Source organism: Candidatus Microthrix subdominans (genome assembly GCA_016719385.1).
Classification (GTDB): domain Bacteria; phylum Actinomycetota; class Acidimicrobiia; order Acidimicrobiales; family Microtrichaceae; genus Microthrix; species Microthrix subdominans.
This window is the reverse complement of record JADJZA010000010.1, coordinates 134,266-153,135: the sequence shown is the minus strand read 5'-3', so window position 1 is coordinate 153,135 and position 18,870 is coordinate 134,266. Positions and strand designations below refer to the sequence as shown.

Below are 18,870 nucleotides of genomic sequence, written 5' to 3'. Positions count from 1 at the left end.
CCGGCCTGCCACACTGGGCCCGATGGCGACCGACCCCTCCTCGATCACCCCTGCAGGGTCCGCTGCCGAAGGTGGGCCGCTCGCTGAGGTGCCCACCTGGCTGCGTCCCGTCGCACCCGTCGTCGTCATGCTCGCCATCATGTGGGTCGTCGAGGTCATCGACATCCCCCTTCGTGGCCGCCTCGACCGCTTCGGGGTGCACCCGCGCGAGCTGGCCGGCCTTCCCGGCATCGTCTTCGCCCCGTTCCTCCACGCCGGCTTCGGCCATCTCATCGCCAACACGCTGCCCTTTCTCGTGCTCGGCGCTGTCGTCGCCTACGCAGGACTGCGTCAGTTCATCCTGGTCACCGCCATCGTCATGGCGGGCAGCGGGCTGGGCATGTGGCTCTTCGGCACGTCCAACTCGGTGCAGATCGGCGCCAGCGGCCTGGTGTTCGGCTACCTCACCTACCTGCTCACCCGGGGGTTCATCGCCCAGAAGTTGTCGTGGATTCTGGGCGCCCTGGTGATCGGCCTGTTCTACGGCTCGCTCCTGTGGGGGCTGATCCCCCGCCATGGCGTGTCCTTCAGCGGGCACCTGTTCGGTGCCATCAGCGGTGTCGCCGCCGCATGGATCCTGCATCGCAGCGGCGCCGACCCGGTCGACGATCTTCCGTGACTCCGCTGCGGCTTCTCACCCTATGCTGAGGCGATTGGCCTGAGGGGGCCGCCACCTTTGGGGGAAACGATGACGACGACCGAACGCCTGAGCCCGCTGGATGCCTCGTTTCTGCACCTGGAGAACGAGTTTGCCCACATGCACATCGGAAGCACCTCGATCTTCGAGGGGCCTCCACCCCCGTTCGAGCAGGTACGGGCGCTGCTCGAATCAAAGCTGGACGACATCCCCAGGTATCGCCAGATCGCCCGATTCGTGCCCTTCGACCTGGGCCGTCCGGTGTGGGTGGACGATGCACACTTCAACGTGGACTATCACGTGCGCCACACCGCGCTGCCGTCTCCCGGTGGCGACGAACAGCTGCGCCTGCTCGTCGCCCGGCTGATGTCCCAGCAGCTCGACCGGGCCCGTCCGCTGTGGGAGATCTGGATCGTCGAGGGCCTCGATGACGACCGGTGGGCGCTGGTCTCCAAGGTGCACCACGCCATGGTCGATGGCGTGTCCGGCGCCGAACTGCTGGCCACGATGTTGGACGTCTCGCCTGACGTGGTCGAGCCCATACCGTCGGCCTGGTCGCCCCGCCCGGCACCGGGCAACGTGGAGCTGGCGACCGAGGCCGTCGCCGACCTGGTGCGCAGCCCCTATGAGCAGGTGCGGGCCTTACGAGCTGCCACCCGGGTACCCCGACAGGCACTCGACCATCTGAAAGAGATCGGGGCCGGGCTCAGCTCGCTGACCGGCGTCCTCTCGGCGACACCGGAGAGCAGCCTGAACGGGCCGATCGGCCCACACCGCCGCTACGTGTGGACCTCGGTGTCGGTCGACGACATCAAGAAGGTTCGGGGAGCGCTGGGGGGATCGTTCAACGACGTGGTGCTCGCCACGGTCACCCGCGGCTTTCGCGCGCTGCTGCGGTCGCGAGGCGAGTCGACCGACCGGGTGGTGCGCACCCTCGTACCGGTGTCGATCCGACCACGGGACGATGGCGAAATGGCGACCGGCGACGGCACGATGGAGAACAAGGTGTCCGCGATGTTCGCCGAGCTCCCGGTGATGCTGGAGGACCCCGGGGAGACACTGTCAGCGATGTCGGCCCAGATGTCGGACCTGAAGGACTCCAAGCAGGCGGTGGCCGGCGAGGCACTCACCTCGATGGCCGGTTTCACCCCGCCGATGGTGCTCGCCCTCAGCGAACGGGTGGTCGCCCGGGGCGCCCAACGCAACGTCAACACGGTGACGACCAACGTGCCCGGGCCCCAGCTGCCGCTGTACTCGGTGGGCCGCAGGATGGTGGCGGTGTACCCGTATGTCCCGCTCGCCGGGCAGGTACGCGTCGGCGTCGCCATGTTCAGCTACGACGGCACGGTGTACTTCGGCATCACCGGCGATTTCGACAGCTGCGAGGACCTCGAGGTGCTGAGCGATGGCATCGAGGCCGGCATGGAGGATCTGTTGTTCCTGGCCCGTCAGCGCGCCTGAACCAGAATATGGCGATGGAGCTGTCGCCCACGTTTCTCATCGAGACTGCCAACCGGCTCGGAGCGGCGGCCCAGAACGTGATGGAGGTGGCCCGGTTCGGCGGTCTGGAGACCGATGAGGAGCCCTCGCCCTTCGAAGTGACCTGCGAGCAGCGTAACTACCGGCTCCGTCGCTACTTCCCCGCTCTGGCGCCCAACACCAAGGCCCGGCGCTTGGCCCGGCCGCCGGTGGTCCTGGTGCCGCCCCTGATGTTGTCGGCCGACGTCTACGACGTCGCTCCCGGGATCAGCGCCGTGGCCCACCTTGCTGCGGCCGGTGTCGACCCGTGGGTGGTCGACTTCGGCGCACCCGAAAAGGAGGAGGGCGGGCTGGAGCGAACCCTCACCGACCACGTCCTGGCGGTCAGCGATGCCGTGGACCGGGTGCGGGAGGTCACGGGTCGGGATGTGCACCTCGGCGGCTACAGCCAGGGCGGCATGTTCTGCTACCAGGCTGCGGCCTATCGCCGCAGCGCCGGGCTGACCTCGGTGGTGACCTTCGGCAGCCCCGCCGATACGAGCGGCATGATTCCCTTCGGTATCCCCGAGGAGGTGGCCGGACGCGTGCTCGGCCTGTTGGCCGACAACCTGCAGTTCTGGGGTTTGCCATCCTGGGCGTCCAGCCTCGGCTTCAAGCTGATGGACCCACTCAAGTCGTTACGGTCCCGGATCGACTTTGTCACCCAGCTGCACGACCGGGAGGCGCTCCTGCCCCGGGAGCGGCAACGGCGCTTTCTCATGGGCGACGGTTGGGTGGCCTGGCCCGCCCCGGCGCTGGCCGACTTCATGCGTCAGTTCGTGGAGCACAACCGGATGTTGCAGGGCGGCTTCGTGATCGAGGACCGCACGGTCACCCTGGCGGACATCTCGGTGCCGGTGCTGACCTTCATCGGCGAGGTTGACGAGATCGCCCCGACCGCCGCCGTGCGGGCGGTGCACAAGGCCGCTCCTCGGGCCGAGATCTACGAGACGTCGATGCGGGCCGGTCACTTCGGACTGGTGGTGGGCAGCAAGGCCGCCACCGTCACTTGGCCGACGGTGGCGGCGTGGGCTCTCTGGCGGGACGGCCACGGGGAGCAGCCGGGCAACGTCGCTCCGGCCGGCGACGGCGTCCAGTCACAAACAGATGCGGTGCCCTCCTCCGAACGGGCCGCGTTCAACCTGAACCTGGCGACAACCGTGGGCCTGAACATGGCCCGCACGGCGGTCGGCACCGTCGTCGACACCGGTAAGACCGTGCAGAGCCTGGGGAGCCAGGCGATCGGCCAGCTCCCCAGGCTGGCTCGCCTGGAGCAGGTCGACCACAACACCCGCATTTCGATGGGCACGCTGCTCGATGAGCAGGCCTCCCGCCACGGCGACGACCCCTTCTTCCTGTTCGAGGGCCGCAGCCACACCTACGGCGACGCCAAGGTCCGCATCGACAACGTGGTGCGGGGGCTGATCTCGGTTGGGGTGCGCCAAGGTGAACACGTGGGGGTACTCATGGGCACCCGTCCGTCCGGCCTCGCCGCGGTGGCGGCCCTCAGTCGACTGGGGGCCATCGCCGTCATGTTGCGCCCCGGCCCCGACATCGCCCGCGAGGTGCGCCTCGGCGAGGTGGACCGCATCGTCGCCGACCCCGAGAACGGGGCACTGGCCGCGGCCGCCACCTCGGTGCCCGTCTTCGTGTTGGGGGGCGGCGGTGACGAACGAGACCTCGGCCCGACGGTCACCGACATGGAGCGGATCGACCCCGACGCAGTGCGAATCCCGGCCTGGTACCTGGCCAACCCGGGACGGGCCGAGGATCTGGCGTTCATCCTGTTCACCGGCGGGGGCGACAAGATCCGAATCAACCACATCACCAACCGGCGCTGGGCGCTGTCGGCGTTCGGCACCGCCTCGGCCGCCGCGCTGTCGTCTCGGGACACGGTGTACAGCGTCACGCCGATCCACCACCCCAGCGGCCTGCTGACCAGCATCGGCGGGGCGGTGGCCGGTGGCTCCCGGCTGGCGCTGGCCACCCACTTCGATCCGGCCACGTTCTGGGACGAGGTTCGGCGCTACGGCGTGACCATCGTGTCCTACACCTGGACGTTGGTTCGCGACCTGGTCGAGGCGCCGCCCGATCCCGCCGAGCGACACCATCCCGTGCGGATGTTCATCGGCTCCGGCATGCCCGCCGGGCTGTGGAAGCAGGTCATGGATCGCTTCGCTCCGGCCACCGTGCTGGAGTTCTACGCCTCCACCGAGGGCTCTGCGGTGTTGGTCAACCTCAACGGCCGCAAGGTCGGTGCCAAGGGGCGGCCGCTGCCGGGCAGTGCCGAGGTCCGTCTGGCCCGCTACGACGTCCTCGGCGAGCGCCTGGTCGAGGGGCCCGACGGGTTTGCCGTCGAGTGCGACGTCGGCGAGACCGGGGTCCTCCTGGCCCAAGCTCGTCGAGCCAGCGGCATCATGGCCGTGACTCCGCTTCGGGGCCTCTTCCGCCGCAATGATTCGTGGATCGCCACCGACGACCTGTTTCACAGGGATGAGGACGGTGATTTCTGGTTGGACGATCACGTCCCGGCGGTGATCCACACCGCACAGGGTCCGGTGCCGTCGGTGCCGATCGAGGACGCCCTCGGCCAGCTCGATGAGGTGTCGCTGGCCGCCGCCTACGGTGTCATTGCGGACCGGGTGGGGGCCGACGCCGACGCGGAGGTGGCCGTCGCCGCAGTCACCCTGTCCGGCGATCACGAGCTCGATGCGGCCAAGCTCTCAAATGCGCTCAGCTGCCTCCCGCTCACCGAGCGGCCTTCCATCGTCCATGTGGTCGACGACATCGAGCGCACCGCCTGGTTCCGGCTCCGTAAGTTCGCCCTGCGCCAGGCCGGGCTGCCCAGTGGCGGCGTGCAGCTCCATCTCGATCACACGACCGGCAGGTACTCGGCGAGCCGCTGAGTCGCTTCGTGGGCAGGGCGATGACCTCGAGGAACGGCCTGAAGAACCCCCGTCGTTCCGTCCTGGTCTGCCAGATCACTCGATCCATAGCGAGCGATCTCCGGCTAGGTTTCTCCACGACATGAAGTGGGGCCAATGACGCGAGACGACGGCTCCGGCCTCGAGGGCGCAAGGTTCGCTCGCCTTGGCGCACGCCTCCGGTACCGGATGGACAACCTGTTGTCCCGCGGGGTCTGGGCGGTGCTGTTGTGGCTTGGGGCCGCAACCGCCGTCGTGGTCCTCATCAGTTCGCTGCTGCTGACCGTTTTTGGACTCACCTTCGCCGACAGCGAGAGCACCAGTTGGGTCGAGGACCTCTGGCAGAGCCTGCTGCGAACGCTCGACACCGGCACGATGGCCGCCGATACGGGTTGGGGCCCGAGGGCCTTGGCGCTGATCGTCACGCTGGCGGGCATCCTCCTCGCCGGCACGCTGATCGGCCTCATCGCCAGCGGCGTGGAACAGCGGGTTCAGCAGATGCAACGCGGCAAGAGCACCGTCGTCGAATCGGGTCACATCGTCATCCTGGGCACGTCGTCGCGGCTGCCCAAGCTGATCGAGCAGCTGGCCATCGCCGGCCGGGACCGTGCCCGCAACGTCATCGTGGTGCTGGCCGACTGCGAGCCCCGGGAGCTGCGCGAGGCGGTGGGAACAAACCGGGCCCGCCTTCACGGCAGCCACCTCGTCATTCGGTCGGGGCTGACCGACCGTGTCTCGGACCTGTCGATGGTTCGGGTGCGGGAGGCACGCGCCGTGATCGTGGTGGCCGAGGACGACGCCGAAAACGACACCGACGTGGTCAAGGCGGTGCTTGCCGTCGGCTCGGCCGCCGGGGGATTCGGCCGTAAGCCGATCATCGCCGAGCTGAGGGAGGTGGCGATGGCCGAACGTCTCGCCCGCGCCTGCGGCGATTCGGTTCATCCCATCGTGACGACGGTGGCCATCGCCCGTCTCACCTCCTTCATGCTCCGGGACCCCGGTATGGCTGATGTGGTCGACGAGCTGATGGACGCCAGCGGGGGTGGCATCGACCTCATCGATGCGTCCGATGTCGTGGGGCTGCCGTTCGGGGAGATCGTGCGTCGCTTCCACGGGATGCGTCCGATCGGTTTGATCGGCGACGACGGCACCGTCCGGCTGAACCCCGACGGTGCGTCAGTTCCGGTTCGCGGCGACCGCCTGGTGACGATTCGCGATCACGAGGCCCCACCGACGGCGGCAACAGAGCCGTTCGCCGCCGAGGTGCAGCCGCAACGATCGGGCCAGGTTGGACCCGCCGACCAGCGGCCCGAGGAGCACCTGGTGGTCGTCGGGTGGAACGCTCTGGGGGCGACGCTGGTCGCCTCGGTCGCCGAGGTCAGCTCCCCCGGCTCGTCGGCCGAGATCGTGTACGACCCCGACCTCTTCGACGCAGACGAGATCGAGGTGCCGACCTCGACCGAGCTGAGCATCGCCCTGACGCCCAGCCCTCGTCTCTCGTGGGAGCTCAGCGACGTCGAGGCTGCGAAGGCGACCTCCTTTGTGCTCCTCGGCTATGTCCGCGGGCTGAGCGCCGGGGAGGCGGACAGCCGGACGCTGCTGGCGCTCATGCTGCTGCGCAAGCGGCTGGCGGACCTCCGCGGGCCCACACCCAGGGTCATCGTGGAGCTGCGCGACGCCGACAACGTCGATCTGGCCCGTCAGGCGGGCGCCGACGAGTACATCGTGAGCGACGCCATCGCAGGCCGCTTCATGGCCCAGTTGGCCGAACAGCCGGAGCGCCGTCTGGTTTTTCTTGCGCTCTACGCCTCGGCCGGCCCGTCGCTGCGGCTCGTCACGGCCGAGGACCTCGCTCTGGTGGGCACGGTCAGCTTCGGTGACGTGGTGACAGCAGCCCAGGCGGCCGGGATGCTGGCGATCGGCTGGCGGCGGGCATCGACGGAGAATGCAACCGCAACCCTCAGCCCGACGGTGTCGACCATGGTCGATCTCGCCCCAGCCGATCAGATCATCGTCGTCGCCTGAACCGGTGCTGCGGCTCGGGGCGGCTCAGCCAGCAAGTGCCAGCGCGGTCAGCACCACCAAACGCTCGCCCGCATCGTCGGCCCTGCCGATGACAAACAGTGTCGAGGTGCCGTTGGAGTAGGCGGTCTCCAGCACCGGTGCGTCCGGCTCGGGAAGGTCCAATCGGTCGGAACGCTCGGTCAGGCCGGCTGCGTGCCCGCTGCGCCACGCCAGGTGCTGCTTCCAGTTGACCCCGGGCGGCAGGTACTCCACACGCGAGTCGACAAATTCCAGGTCTTGCTCAGCAAGCCGACTGGACAACCGGTCGTCGAGGACTCGCTCGACCGGACCATCGTACGCCTCGGCCCCGGGGCTGGTCTCGATATCGGCCCATGCCACGGTCGAATCGGACGAACATGCGCCGAGAAGCCCGAGACCGCACATCAGCAGCACCGCCAGGCCCCTCGGCGCCTGTTTCCGAGACCCCGTACGGATCCAATTCTGGCGTAGTGCGCGCATGAGGGCGACGCTACCCGCCGGTCCCAAAGGGGACATGGCGGACGTCGCCCTCTGGGTGGTTATGCCTCAGCGGCCTCAAACGCCTGGTCCAGTGCACCCTCGGCATCACCGACACCAGTCGACGCGACCACGCTCTCTGCGTTCGTCAGCAGACCCTCGACGTCGATGCCCTGAGGGTTGACCGCGACGATGACAAGTCCGGCGGCGCCACGCTCGAGCAGATCCCCCATCTTACGGACCTCGTCCTTGGGGATGTTCTTCCAGAAGTGGCCCGCCAGGCCACCGACGCCTGCCCAGACCGCCCCCGTCGCAACGACCGGGCCGAGAAACACGATCCCCAACGGTGCGGAGATGACCGTCAGCGCACCGCCGAGTACACCGGTACCCCAGGCAGCATGCTTGGCACTCGTGTTGTGCCGGTCGATGCTCAGCGTCCCGTCGGCCTCCTTCTGGACGACCGCGACCGCGAGGTGATCGATCTGGCCTGCGTGCTTCACCCCGTGAATGGTGTCGAAATCCTGCTCGGCCAGCGCTTTGCTGGCGTAGGTCGCTACGGCGACGGTGACGGGCTTGTCGGACATGATGAGAATCCTCTCGGTGGTTGGATGCCGAGGACGGAAGCCTGGACACCAGGTTTCCCTCCTCAGATGGCATGACGGGCACCGAAGGTCTCGATGGACCGCCACGAAGCACGATACGTACGAGCCCGGTGCGGGTCGTCACCCGTACTGGCTGATTGGGACGTTGATGCCAATGCCAACCTGCCGTGATGCCACGTCGTGATCGGGCTCCAGATGCGTCGGTCGGAATGGTTCGATCGTGACCTGAAGGGTTCTGGATCACCCCATCTGGGCGATGCCGCCTCCGAGGCGCATTTGTAGGTTCGAGCCGAGTATCTGCCCCCCTCTGTCAAGGAGCTTCATGCGCAACGTCGCCACCGCCATCCTCATCGCCACCCTGGCCGCCACCGGGCTCGGGGCGTGCTCGAGCGACTCGACCTCGACTTCGGCCTCGACCGACCGGTCGTCCGTGTCCACCTCCAAGTCCAGTGATGGTTTCTCGATCTCGACTCCGGCCGGCGAGGTTTCGGTGTCGCTCAGCGGCGACCTGCCGCCTGGATGGCCATCGGACTTTCCACTGCCGAAAAAGACCGACCCCGCCGGTTCGGGCTCCCTGGGCGGCTCCTCCTCGGGGACCATGGTCGGCGTGTTTTCGACGAAGGAGTCCGGCAGCGACGCGCTCGACTTCTACGCCGGTGATTCCTCGCTGGACCCGTCCTCCAAGAAGAGCGCCGGCGGCAGCTCGAACTTCCTGGGATCGGTGGATCTCGGAGGCTCATACCCCGGCTCGGTCACCGTCGGCGAGATCAGCGGAACCACCTACATCGTCGCCATTCTCAACTCGGATGGTGCGGGAAGTTCGACGACCACCACCAAGGGCTGAGCCGACGAGCTACGAGGAGCTCAACAGGTTCCAGACCGGCCCCAGGGCCTCGAAGGTGGCTTCGAAGGCCCGCTGATGACCGTCGTACACCGCACGAGTCTCCGGGTTGGACGACAGGACCGGCTCTGGTGAAGCGGACTCCGCCGGAGCCGCGCTTCGGTCCGAAACCTGAGCCAACGCCCGCAGCGCCGCCGCTCGGGCGACCGCCACCGACGGGTCGGCGACGACGCGCACCGGACGGTTGACCACATCGGCGATCACTTGAGGCCAACCCGCCACTTCGGCACCCCCGCCGGTGAGGCGCAGCTCGACGATGGTCTCGCCGATAAACGCCTCGACGTGGCGGAGCAACCAGGCCAGGTTGTGACCAACGCCCTCGAATGTCGCCCGGATCAACTGCGACCGCGTGGTGGCCAGCGATACGCCGACCAATCCGCCCCGGGCGGTGTCGCTGCCGGCCGGTGCCATCGAGCCGGCCAACCACGGCAGGCACAGCACTCCCCCGGCGCCGGGCTCGGTCGAGGCCAGCGCAACCTCGGCCTCTGCAAACTGGCCCGCCGCACCGGCACCGGCACCATCGAGCAGGGCCAGGAACGCCTCGGGCACCCGGCCACCCAGCCCGTTCTCGGCCATCACCAGGTAGCCGCCGTCGGGCGCGGGCATGGAGAGGATCTCGTGATCGAGGTCCTCGGCCTTGCCAGGTGCCGAGGTCACCAACACTGCGGTGGTGCCGATAGCCAACCCGGCGATCACACCGGTTTGCGGTGCGCCATCATCGAGGTCGACAGCGTCATCGCTGTCGACACCGAGGCGGGCGGCATCGCCGTGATCGGCGTCAAGCTGGGTGCCATCACGTTGGGCGGCGGCTCCGGTCGCGAGCGCTGCGGCTGCGGTGTCGTTGATCCCGGTGGCCACGGTCGAGCGGGCGGCCACACCGAGCCGGGCGGCAACCTCCGGGGTCACCTCGCCCACCGGCCGGTCGGGTGCGACCAGCTCGGGCAGCCGTGCCGGATCGATGCCGGAGGCGGCGAGCAGTTCGGGGTCGTAGCGCAGCGCAGCGGTGGTGGCGTTCGCAGTATCGGGCTGCGAAGCGTCGCCGGCCGCCCATGCGGCGGCGCTGCGGTTGTCACACAGCTGGGTGGTGAACATGGTGTGGCGGGTGGCGGTCACCCGGCCGGTCAGGCGTGCGGTGACGTAGTCCATCACCTCAACGAAACGGGAGTCGCCGTGGGGATCCTCGGCGATGAGGTGCAACACGTGGCCCAAGCTCAGCCCGCCACCGATCGGGGGAATGCCGTGGCGCTCCACCCACAGCTCGAAGTTCCCCGGTGTGGCGAGCAGCCGGCGGCAGGCGTCGGTGCCCCGCCGGTCCCCCCACATCACCACCGGCCCGGTCGGGGCGCCGTCGGCGCGCACCGGCACCGTCGATGAGTACTGACTGGCCACCCCGATCGCCACCGTCGGCGCAGGGCCCGCAGGCGCCGGAGCGACCTCGGCGACGCACGCTGCGACGCCCTCGAGCACCGCTTCCCAGATCTGCTCGGGGTCCTGCTCGCAGACCGGTGGCCGCTCGTCGCTCGCCAGCGATCGCTGCTGGTGGGCCAGCAGCGATCCGTCTGCTGAGACGGCCACCACCTTGACGTTGGTGGAACCGACATCAACCCCGATGGCCAGGGACGGCCGGGTCACGAGACCGGGGGGACGCCCTGCTGCTCGTCCATCATGTTGGCCATGATGTCGCGGATGAACTCGTCAACGTCGCTGGTCATGCCACCGGGGATGCCGCCGTAGATCGCGGCGCTGTCGGGTTCGCCGTCCTTGTGCTCCTTGGCGTACTCCACCGCCTCGGCCAGGTCGGCGGCGAACGCCTCGGCCACGCCCTCCTGGGTCTGGGGCCGTGTGACCGCCATGTGGATGGCGTTGGGGTACTGCTGGCCGTTGAAGCGCCAGCCCCGCAGCTTCATGCAGTCGTTGACGTGGTAGATGTCGAACTCGTCGGAGGTGAAGCTGAACAGGAACGTGGGGTCGCCCATGATCCTCAGCTCGGGGTGCGAGCGCACCGCTGCGATCATCTTGTCGGCCGTCCCGAAGATCTCCTTGGCGTACTTCAGGTAGCCCTCGCGCCCCAGCTTCACCATCGACGCCCAGGTGGCGGCCAGCAGGCCACCGCTGCGCGACCCGTCCATCGACGGCGAGCAGTACTTTCCACCGGTCCACTCGGTCTCGTAGAAGTACTGGCCCCGCCGCAGCGCCGTGTCGCGGAAGGTCACCACCGAAGAGCCCTTCAGCCCGTAGCCGTACTTGTGGGTGTCCGAGCTCATCGACGTCACGCCCGGCAGGCGGTAGTCGAACACCTCGAACGGGTAGCCCAGATCCTGACCGAACGGCAGGATGAACCCACCCAGGCAGCCGTCGACGTGCAGGCCGATGCCGCGCTCGACCGCCAACTCGGACATCTCGCCGATCGGGTCGATCGTGCCGTAGCCGTAGTTGCAGGCCGAACCGATGATCGCCACGGTGTTCTCGTCGATCTGGGCGCGCAGCGCATCCATGTCGGCCTTGGTGCTCACCGGGTCGATCGGCACGGTGCGGTCCTCGAGACCGAACAGCTGAGCCGCCTTGCCAAAGGCCGGGTGCGCCGTCTCGGCCTTCACGATGTTGGGGTTGGTGATGCCACGCGCCCGACCGGCCTCCCGGTACGCCAGGATCGCGTGGGCGATCGACGCGGTGCCACCCGAGGTGACGATGCCAACGGGCGTGCCGTCGGTGACCGCCTCGGCGTGAAACAGGTCGAGGGTCATCGCGATGATCTCGCCCTCGAAGCGGGTGGCCGACGGGCAGATATCGCGCTGCAGCGCATTCACGTGGGCGAACAGGCCGAACGCCTCGTTGAGAAACTCGTAGTGGTCGTGGTCGCCGCAGTACATCGTGCCCGACACCTTGCCGTCCTCCCAGAAGGAGTCCTCCTCGGTGGCCAAGGTGCGCAACTCATCGATGATCTCGCCCGGATCGCGACCCTGCTCGGGCAGCGTGCGGTTGACGGGGAATCGATCGGCGTATGGGTAGGCGCTCATGGGTGGGACCGTAGCTGAGCGCTCGCGGTTCAGCCCATGCAGGGCACTTCGACCGCCCCGCCACCGGCAGCGATCGACGCGTAGGCGGAGTCGGCGATGACGTGGGCGCGCAGTGCGTGTTCAAACCCGGGGTCGAGCCGTGGCGATTCCCCGCCGAGGGCAGCGAGAAACTTGGTCTCGGCGCTGCGGGTGTCGACCCCCCGCTCGTCCAACCACGCCGTCAGCTCGGCACCCGCCAGCGAGATCGTCGCTGCATCGGCCTCGGGGCCGGTGAAGTTCACCGGGCCGTCGAAGTCGTCGAGCACCTCGATCATCGCCCGTTCACAGAAGATCTCCAGGTGGCGCTGGGACGGCCGGCTGAGCACCTGGTGCCAGACCGACGTCAGTGACACCGTCCCACCGGCGGCGAGGCGGAAGGTGGCCGCCACCGAGTCCTCGATGCCATCCACCCCGGCGATGTGGGTGTCGAGCGCCGAGACGGATCGCACCGGACCGAACAGCCACTCGATCAGGTCCAGATCGTGGATCGAATGCTCCAACAGCACGCCCGAGCCGGCCCTGGCCCGGTCGGTCCTCCAGCTGGACCCGTACATGCCCTGGTTTGGCAGAAACTGATCGTCTCGAAACACCACCGAGATCACGGCCCCCACGCCCTCCGGCGATCCGGCCTCGCCCGGCGACAGGGCCCCGGCGAGCAGCTCGCGCACGGCCAGCATCGCCGGTGACGAACGCAGCACCAGCCCGACCATCGTCGGACGGTCGTAACCCTCGACCAGCGCAGAGACCGCCCGGGCGTCATTCACATCCACCCCAAGCGGCTTCTCGCAAAAGACCGCGCGGCCGGCCTCGACGCAGCGGGCGACCAACTGGCGGTGCTCGCTGGTCCAGGTGCACACGAACACGGCGTCGGCGACGACGACCTCGCCGGGGTCGTTCACCGCCGTACCTCCGAAATCCTCGGCGAAACGCTCAGCTCGCTTTGGGTCGGTGTCGTAGATCGGACCCATCCGATAGGGCAGCGGGCTCTGTTCCAGCTGAAACCCGTGCAGCATGGCGATCAGTCCCGCCCCGTAGAAGCCGATCGCTGGTCCTTCGCCCTTGATGTCCGACCTCCCCGCTGGTGAACGATCCGAAGCTACTGCGGTCGAGCAGCGCGAGGGCATGGGTGACTAAGTTGCTCGGCCATGGGCGGTGCCGACGCAGGGGGCCACGACAACACGGCGAACGGGGACAACACGGCGAACGGGGACAACACGGCGACCGGGGACAACACGGCGACCGCTGTCCACGCAGCGGGCTCACCCGACACGGTCGTCGCCTGGGCACCCGGGCGGGTCAACCTGATCGGCGACCACACCGATTACGCCGGAGGGCTGGTGCTGCCGATGGCCATCGACCTGGGCACCACCGTGAGGTTCGACCGCGGTGGAACCCACCTGCGGCTGCGGTCCGGCCGTCGCCGACCCCTCTCGCTCGACCTCCCCGTCGCCGGATCTGTCGCTCGGTCCCTGAGCGACCTCGAGCCGTCGTGGGGTCGCTTCGTCGCTGCGGCGGCGATCGAGGTGGGCGCCACCATCGGCGGCGACGGCGAGATCAGCACCACGTTGCCGGTCGGGGCAGGGCTGTCGTCGTCTGCCTCCCTCGAGCTGGCGGTCGCCCTGGCCCTGGGCTTCGACGGGTCCCCGCTCGAGTTGGCCCGGCTCGGCCAGCGGGCCGAGCACGCAGCCTCCGGTGTGCCGTGCGGAATCATGGACCAGCTGGCGATCGCTGCCGGCACGACAGGACACGCACTGCTCATCGACTGCGCCACCGAGCGGTACCAGCCGGTGGTCATCCCCGACACGGTCGAGGTGTGGGTGCTGCACTCCGGGGTGAAGCGCCGGCTGGCCGACTCGGCCTACGCCGAACGCCGGGCGGCCACCGAGGCCGCCGCCGAGGTGGTGGGCCCGCTGGCCCAGGCGAACCTTGACGACATCGAGTCGATCCCCGATCCGGTGCTGAGGCGACGCGCCCGCCACGTGCGTAGCGAGTGCGACCGGGTGCAACGCTTCGCCGCCGCGCTCGCCACGGACGATCCGACGACCGCCGGCGAGCTGATGGAGGCCAGCCACGCCTCACTGCGCGACGATTTCGAGGTCTCGGTGTCCCAGCTCGACGAATTGGTCGTCGCGCTGTCCGCCCGACCGGAGGTCTTCGGGGCCCGGCTGACCGGCGCCGGCTTCGGTGGATGCGTCGTGGCACTCGCCCGCCCGGGCAGCAACCTCTCCGGGGTCGGGTCGGCCGCCTGGCTGGTGCGGGCCTCCGACGGCGCCCGGCGGATCACCGGGTAGCGTCGGGGTGGTGCACGACCCTGTTCGCCCGCCCAAAGTGATCACCTGCGTGGACTGTGGGTTCGAGGCCCACCTGTTGTTCGATCCCACCGACCCGGCGGCCTCCGACCCCGACGGCGACTCGGCGCCGTCGACCTCGGCCTCGGCCAACCTCGATCCATGGGACTCCGACGACCTGGCCGCCGTCCCCTCAGGCGACTCGTTCGACGGTGAGCCCGACGAGATCAGCGACGGCATCGCGTTGATCTACCGCTGCAGCGGCTGCGGCGACCGCTGGGACCTGGTCTGGTCACCAGACCTGGCCGCTGGGCCCGACGGCGCCTAACCCTCAGGTTGCCGTCCCAGGGTCCCCATGAGAACTGCCCAACGTGGACGCTTCGCTGTTCGCCACCCCGGTCCGGGCGGTTGCCCCACTCACGCCAACAAGCGGGCCTTCTGATCGTCGAACTCCTCGTCGGTCAGCCGACCTCGCTCGTGGAGTTCGGCCAGCTTCTCCAGCTGTTCGGCCACACTCAGCGGACCGGTGTGGACGGTGGTCCCACCGTGGGCCCGCGCCCCCTCGGCCGCCTCCCTGCCAATGCGGTCGTACTTGCGGTTCTCGTTCTCTTCCATCTGGGCGTAGATCTCATGTTGCACCGCCGGCGGGTCACGGATGTCCTGGAAGAACTCCTTGCCCGTCTCCCCGCCGGACTCGATCGCCAGGTCGCCGGCGCCGAGTAGCCGTTCAAACAGGGTCTGTTGGAAGAACACCGTGTTGATCCGCTCCAGCGGGATCTCGACGCCCGAGGCGACGAGCACGCCCGACCGGTAGATGCATCGGTCGGTGGTCAACACAAAATTGGTGGTGCGCCACAAGACGAAGCGGCGCAGGAACCACCCCAAAGCGACCAGCACCAGTAACCCGAGAACGACCTGGATCGGACGGTCCCACGAAAGTGCAGCGAAGCCGATGACGATGCCGCCGACCAGGACGACCGTGGGCCCAAACAGGTACTTCCAGTGCGGATAAAGGTCGAGCACGATCTCTTCATGGGGCTGCAACAGCTTGGATGGATAGGCCACGTTCGCTCCGAGAGTTCCCCATCACGATATCTGCAGACACCGGACGAACGATGGACGCTGGTCGAGTGCGGGCGGAACCCGCCACGGCTTGGGTGTCACGCCCGGCCGGTACGATCGCCCGGGTGAGCGACGCGTCCAACGAGCCGGCGGCCCTGGTTGCCGGGCTGAACCCCGAGCAGCGCGAGGCGGCAACCCACGAGGCCCACCACCTGCGGATCCTGGCGGGAGCCGGGTCGGGCAAGACCCGGGTGCTCACCCGTCGCATCGCCTATCAATCGGCAACCGGGACGATCGATCCCCGTGCGGTGCTGGCGGTGACCTTCACCCGGAAGGCGGCCTCCGAGCTGCGCAGCCGGCTGGGTCAGCTCGGCCTGCGAGACGGGGTGCAGGCAGGCACCTTCCACTCGATCGCCTGGGCACAGCTGCGCCAGCGCTGGGCCGAACGGGGCATCACTCCGCCCGAGCTGGTCACTTCCAAGCTGGGTATGATCCGCAGCGTCAGCGGTGAGCGCTCCCGCACGGCGCTGCTCGATCTGATGGGCGAGATCGAGTGGGCCAACGCCCGCTGCGTCGATCCGGAGGAGTATCCGTCGGCGGCCACGGCGGCCCGACGGGACCCGCCCTATGACCCGCAACGGGTGGCGGAGCTGATGGCGGCCTACGTCAATCACAAGCGTCGCCAGCGGGTGGTCGACTTTGATGACCTGCTGCGCCTGGCCGCCCGCGATCTGCGCGCCGACCCGGTGTACGCCTCCGGCCGCCAGTGGATGAACCGGTTCCTCTTTGTCGACGAGTTTCAGGACGTCAACCCCCGCCAGTTCCAGTTGCTGTCCGCCTGGATGGGCGAGGGCGCGCACCTCACGGTCGTCGGCGACCCCCACCAGGCCATCTACGCCTGGAACGGCGCCGATGCGGGCTACCTGGTCGAGATGGATCGCTACTTCGACGATGCCGCCACGGTCACGCTCACCCGCAACTACCGCTCGTCGCCTCAGATCATCACCGTCGCCAACGCCGTGCTGAGCGACGGTAGCGACCAGCGGGGGGCGGCGTTGGTGCCCACCCGCCCCGACGGCGCCATCCCCACCGTCTCGGTGCACCCGGACGAGATCCAGGAGGCCCGCCAGATCGCCCGGGAGCTACGCGCTGCCCATCGTCCCGGCCGCCGCTGGGCCGACCTGGCCGTGCTCGTCCGCACCAATGCCCAGCTCACCCCGCTCACCCAGGCTTTGAGCTCCGCCGACATCCCCCATCGCACCCGGGGTGGCGGCGGGCTGCTCGACCAACCCGAGGTGAGCGACGCGCTGCGCAGCTTGCGTCGGGCGCGAGAGGTAGGCACCTGGATCGGCGATCTGGCCCGGGAGCTGCGCGAGTTGCGCCCCCAGATCGAGCGAGCCGATCGGGCTCTGGATCCCGAATCCGAAGACGCCGACGACGATGCCGGCTTCGACGAGTCCGACGAGTCCGACGAGTTCGACGAGTTCGACGGCGCCGAGGATCTCTCACCTCGCGACCGACCTGCCGGCGAACGGGCGCTGGGCGACTGGACCCCCGATGAACGGGTCCCCGAAACCCCCCGGCCGAGGTCGGGTCGCATCGCTCCCGAACACCTCACCGCCGAGCGTCTCGCCAACCTGGACGAGCTGGTGCGGCTGGGCCGTGAGTATCTCGACCTCGATCCTGCCGGCACTCCCAACGGGTTTGGTGCCTGGCTCCGCTCCAGCCTGGCCGACGCCGGCGGCGCCGACTCCGATGCGGTCGAGCTGTCCACCTTCCACGCCGCCAAAGGCCTCGAGTGGCCCGTGGTTCACTTGGCCGGGGTGGAGAAGGGGCTGATCCCGATCCACTTCGCCGAGACCCAGGCCGAGCTGGCCGAGGAAACCCGCCTGTTCTATGTGGCGATCACCCGGGCCGAGGAGGAGCTGGTGATCCACCGGGCCGAGAAGCGCACCACCGGCACCCGGGAGATGCGTCGCAAGCCCTCGGCCTTCCTCGAACCGGTCGAGGAGGCGCTCGACTTCCTCAACGGCGTCGAGCATCGGCGGCCCCGTCGGGCACCCACCAGCGGACAGGGTCGGCCGGCGCCGTCGACCAAGGCCGGGCTCACCGGGACCGACGTCGAGCTGTTTGCCACACTCCGCACCTGGCGCCTCGATCAGTCCCGGGCCGCCAAGAAGCCGGCGTTTGTCATCCTCACCGACGACGTGCTGACCCGCCTGGCCAGCGAGCGCCCCCTCACCCGGACCCAACTGCTCGATATCCGCGGTATCGGCCCCACCAAGGCCGACCTGTTCGGTGACGCGCTACTCAAGTTGATCGCCGACGCCCCCTGACGGGTGCGAAGTCCTCCGATGCCTCGGAGCTACCCCACGTTCGGTTCGGTTCGGTTCGGTTCGGTTCAGTTCTGTTCGGCGTCGGCGCGGTCGTTGAGCAACTGCTTGAACTTCCCGGGCTGCATCGAGATAAACAGCCCTTCGCACTCCGCCGTCAGCCGCTCGTCGTCGTGAATGGTGCCCCGCACCCAGATCTTGCGGTCCACCCGATCGTGAATCCACGCTCGCATGGTCAGCTCGGTGTGCAGGGGTGTCGGCGAGCGGTAGTCGATGTGCAGGTAGGCGGTCATCCCCTGCGCGCCCGACAGACCCTGGGTCGAGCCGAGCAGCTCGTCAAACACCGCCGCCACGTACCCGCCGTGCACGTTGCCCGGAGGGCCCTCGTAGGCCGAACCAAAGGTGACCGACCCGGTGACCTCATCGTCGTGCAGGTGCAGGCTCATCGGCGGCGACAGCGGATTGGCCAGACCGATGAAGGGGCTGTGATCGAAGGTGGCGTACATCTCCGCTGCGAGTGCCTGAACCTCCGGGTTGTCGGCCGTCAGGCGCCCGGCGTTGGCCAGCTCGGCGAACCCCTCGTAGACGCGGCCCTTCGGATGTGCGGCCAGCACCTCGGCGATCTTCGCCAGGTCGTCGGCCATTGCGTCAAGGGCCTCGGCATCGGTGCTCGTTGACGTCAGGCCCTCGATGATGCTCCTCACCTCGGCCGCCACTCGGCGAAACGCCGTGCGCTGCGGTGTGATCTCCAGCTGCTCGAGGCGCTGGATTCGGCTCACCACGTCGGAGGCCGGAAATCGCTCGCTCCGTACCTGGTCGGTTTCGCTCCTGGCCTCGTCAACCTCGCCCATCGTTCCCCTCGCTTCTGTGGTCCACCCGCTCACCAGCCTCGACCCTTCGGCCGAACTCTGCCGCTTCCGCGTTCCCTGGCGCGCGATAGCGGCAGAGTTCGCTGTTCTGGCGAGAACCTAGCGCCGTCCGCAAGCAGCT

Annotated in this window: 16 protein-coding genes; 8 read left to right on the top strand and 8 right to left on the bottom strand. The window is 68.6% G+C overall.

Annotated features, from left to right (window positions below; translation table 11 throughout):
* Nucleotides 1-22 precede the first annotated feature (22 nt).
* The 4 genes from IPN02_18115 (at nt 23) to IPN02_18100 (ending at nt 7,143) form a co-directional block, all read left to right on the top strand.
* Nucleotides 23-658 (top strand): rhomboid family intramembrane serine protease, encoded by a 636-nt coding sequence (locus IPN02_18115; GenBank protein ID MBK9298701.1) that lies wholly within the window; start codon nt 23-25, stop codon nt 656-658.
* A 69-nt stretch (nt 659-727) separates the two neighbouring features.
* Complete coding sequence (locus IPN02_18110; GenBank protein ID MBK9298700.1) at nt 728-2,137, top strand: wax ester/triacylglycerol synthase family O-acyltransferase; 1,410 nt, start codon at nt 728-730, stop codon at nt 2,135-2,137.
* Between the two features lie 14 nt (nt 2,138-2,151).
* On the top strand, nt 2,152-5,100 hold the full coding sequence (locus IPN02_18105) for an AMP-binding protein (GenBank protein ID MBK9298699.1): 2,949 nt from the start codon (nt 2,152-2,154) through the stop codon (nt 5,098-5,100).
* Nucleotides 5,101-5,235: 135 nt separating this feature from the next.
* The gene (locus IPN02_18100; GenBank protein ID MBK9298698.1) at nt 5,236-7,143 is read left to right on the top strand and encodes a hypothetical protein; all 1,908 of its coding nucleotides are present in this window, start codon (nt 5,236-5,238) and stop codon (nt 7,141-7,143) included.
* A gap of 24 nt (nt 7,144-7,167) precedes the next feature.
* Here the strand turns inward: IPN02_18100 and IPN02_18095 are convergent, their stop codons facing one another.
* The 3 genes from IPN02_18095 to IPN02_18085 form a co-directional block, all read right to left on the bottom strand.
* Entirely contained in the window at nt 7,168-7,521 is a 354-nt protein-coding gene (locus IPN02_18095; GenBank protein ID MBK9298697.1) for a hypothetical protein, read from the bottom strand.
* Nucleotides 7,522-7,700: 179 nt separating this feature from the next.
* Nucleotides 7,701-8,222 (bottom strand): hypothetical protein, encoded by a 522-nt coding sequence (locus IPN02_18090; GenBank protein ID MBK9298696.1) that lies wholly within the window; start codon nt 8,220-8,222, stop codon nt 7,701-7,703.
* Between the two features lie 258 nt (nt 8,223-8,480).
* A complete protein-coding gene (locus tag IPN02_18085) occupies nt 8,481-8,840 on the bottom strand; it encodes a hypothetical protein (GenBank protein ID MBK9298695.1) in 360 nt (119 codons plus the stop codon).
* A 7-nt stretch (nt 8,841-8,847) separates the two neighbouring features.
* On the opposite strand from IPN02_18085, the gene IPN02_18080 reads away from it, so the two are divergent.
* The gene (locus tag IPN02_18080) at nt 8,848-9,084 is read left to right on the top strand and encodes a hypothetical protein (protein MBK9298694.1); all 237 of its coding nucleotides are present in this window, start codon (nt 8,848-8,850) and stop codon (nt 9,082-9,084) included.
* Nucleotides 9,085-9,093: 9 nt separating this feature from the next.
* On the opposite strand, the gene IPN02_18075 is transcribed toward IPN02_18080, so the two are convergent.
* From IPN02_18075 to IPN02_18065, 3 genes are read right to left on the bottom strand one after another with little or no spacing between them, the layout of a single operon-like run.
* On the bottom strand, nt 9,094-10,773 hold the full coding sequence (locus IPN02_18075; GenBank protein ID MBK9298693.1) for a hypothetical protein: 1,680 nt from the start codon (nt 10,771-10,773) through the stop codon (nt 9,094-9,096).
* Nucleotides 10,770-12,158: an aspartate aminotransferase family protein gene (locus tag IPN02_18070; protein MBK9298692.1), complete on the bottom strand. Its 1,389-nt coding sequence runs from the start codon at nt 12,156-12,158 to the stop codon at nt 10,770-10,772. Before IPN02_18070 ends, IPN02_18075 begins: the two co-directional genes overlap by 4 nt.
* A 29-nt stretch (nt 12,159-12,187) precedes the next feature.
* Entirely contained in the window at nt 12,188-13,321 is a 1,134-nt protein-coding gene (locus IPN02_18065) for a Gfo/Idh/MocA family oxidoreductase (GenBank protein ID MBK9298691.1), read from the bottom strand.
* A 21-nt stretch (nt 13,322-13,342) separates the two neighbouring features.
* Between IPN02_18065 and IPN02_18060 the strand changes: the two genes are divergently transcribed.
* Together IPN02_18060 and IPN02_18055 are read left to right on the top strand one after the other, a co-directional pair.
* Nucleotides 13,343-14,488 carry a galactokinase gene (locus tag IPN02_18060; GenBank protein ID MBK9298690.1) on the top strand — a complete coding sequence of 382 codons (1,146 nt, stop codon included), beginning with the start codon at nt 13,343-13,345 and terminating at the stop codon, nt 14,486-14,488.
* 10 nt (nt 14,489-14,498) lie between these two features.
* Nucleotides 14,499-14,813 (top strand): hypothetical protein, encoded by a 315-nt coding sequence (locus tag IPN02_18055; GenBank protein MBK9298689.1) that lies wholly within the window; start codon nt 14,499-14,501, stop codon nt 14,811-14,813.
* Nucleotides 14,814-14,902: 89 nt separating this feature from the next.
* Here IPN02_18055 and IPN02_18050 read toward each other — a convergent pair whose 3' ends face one another.
* The gene (locus tag IPN02_18050) at nt 14,903-15,550 is read right to left on the bottom strand and encodes a PH domain-containing protein (protein MBK9298688.1); all 648 of its coding nucleotides are present in this window, start codon (nt 15,548-15,550) and stop codon (nt 14,903-14,905) included.
* Nucleotides 15,551-15,672: 122 nt separating this feature from the next.
* On the opposite strand from IPN02_18050, the gene IPN02_18045 reads away from it, so the two are divergent.
* Nucleotides 15,673-17,883: an ATP-dependent DNA helicase UvrD2 gene (locus IPN02_18045; GenBank protein MBK9298687.1), complete on the top strand. Its 2,211-nt coding sequence runs from the start codon at nt 15,673-15,675 to the stop codon at nt 17,881-17,883.
* Nucleotides 17,884-17,948: 65 nt separating this feature from the next.
* Here the strand turns inward: IPN02_18045 and IPN02_18040 are convergent, their stop codons facing one another.
* Entirely contained in the window at nt 17,949-18,731 is a 783-nt protein-coding gene (locus IPN02_18040) for a PaaI family thioesterase (protein MBK9298686.1), read from the bottom strand.
* Between the last annotated feature and the right edge of the window lie 139 nt (nt 18,732-18,870).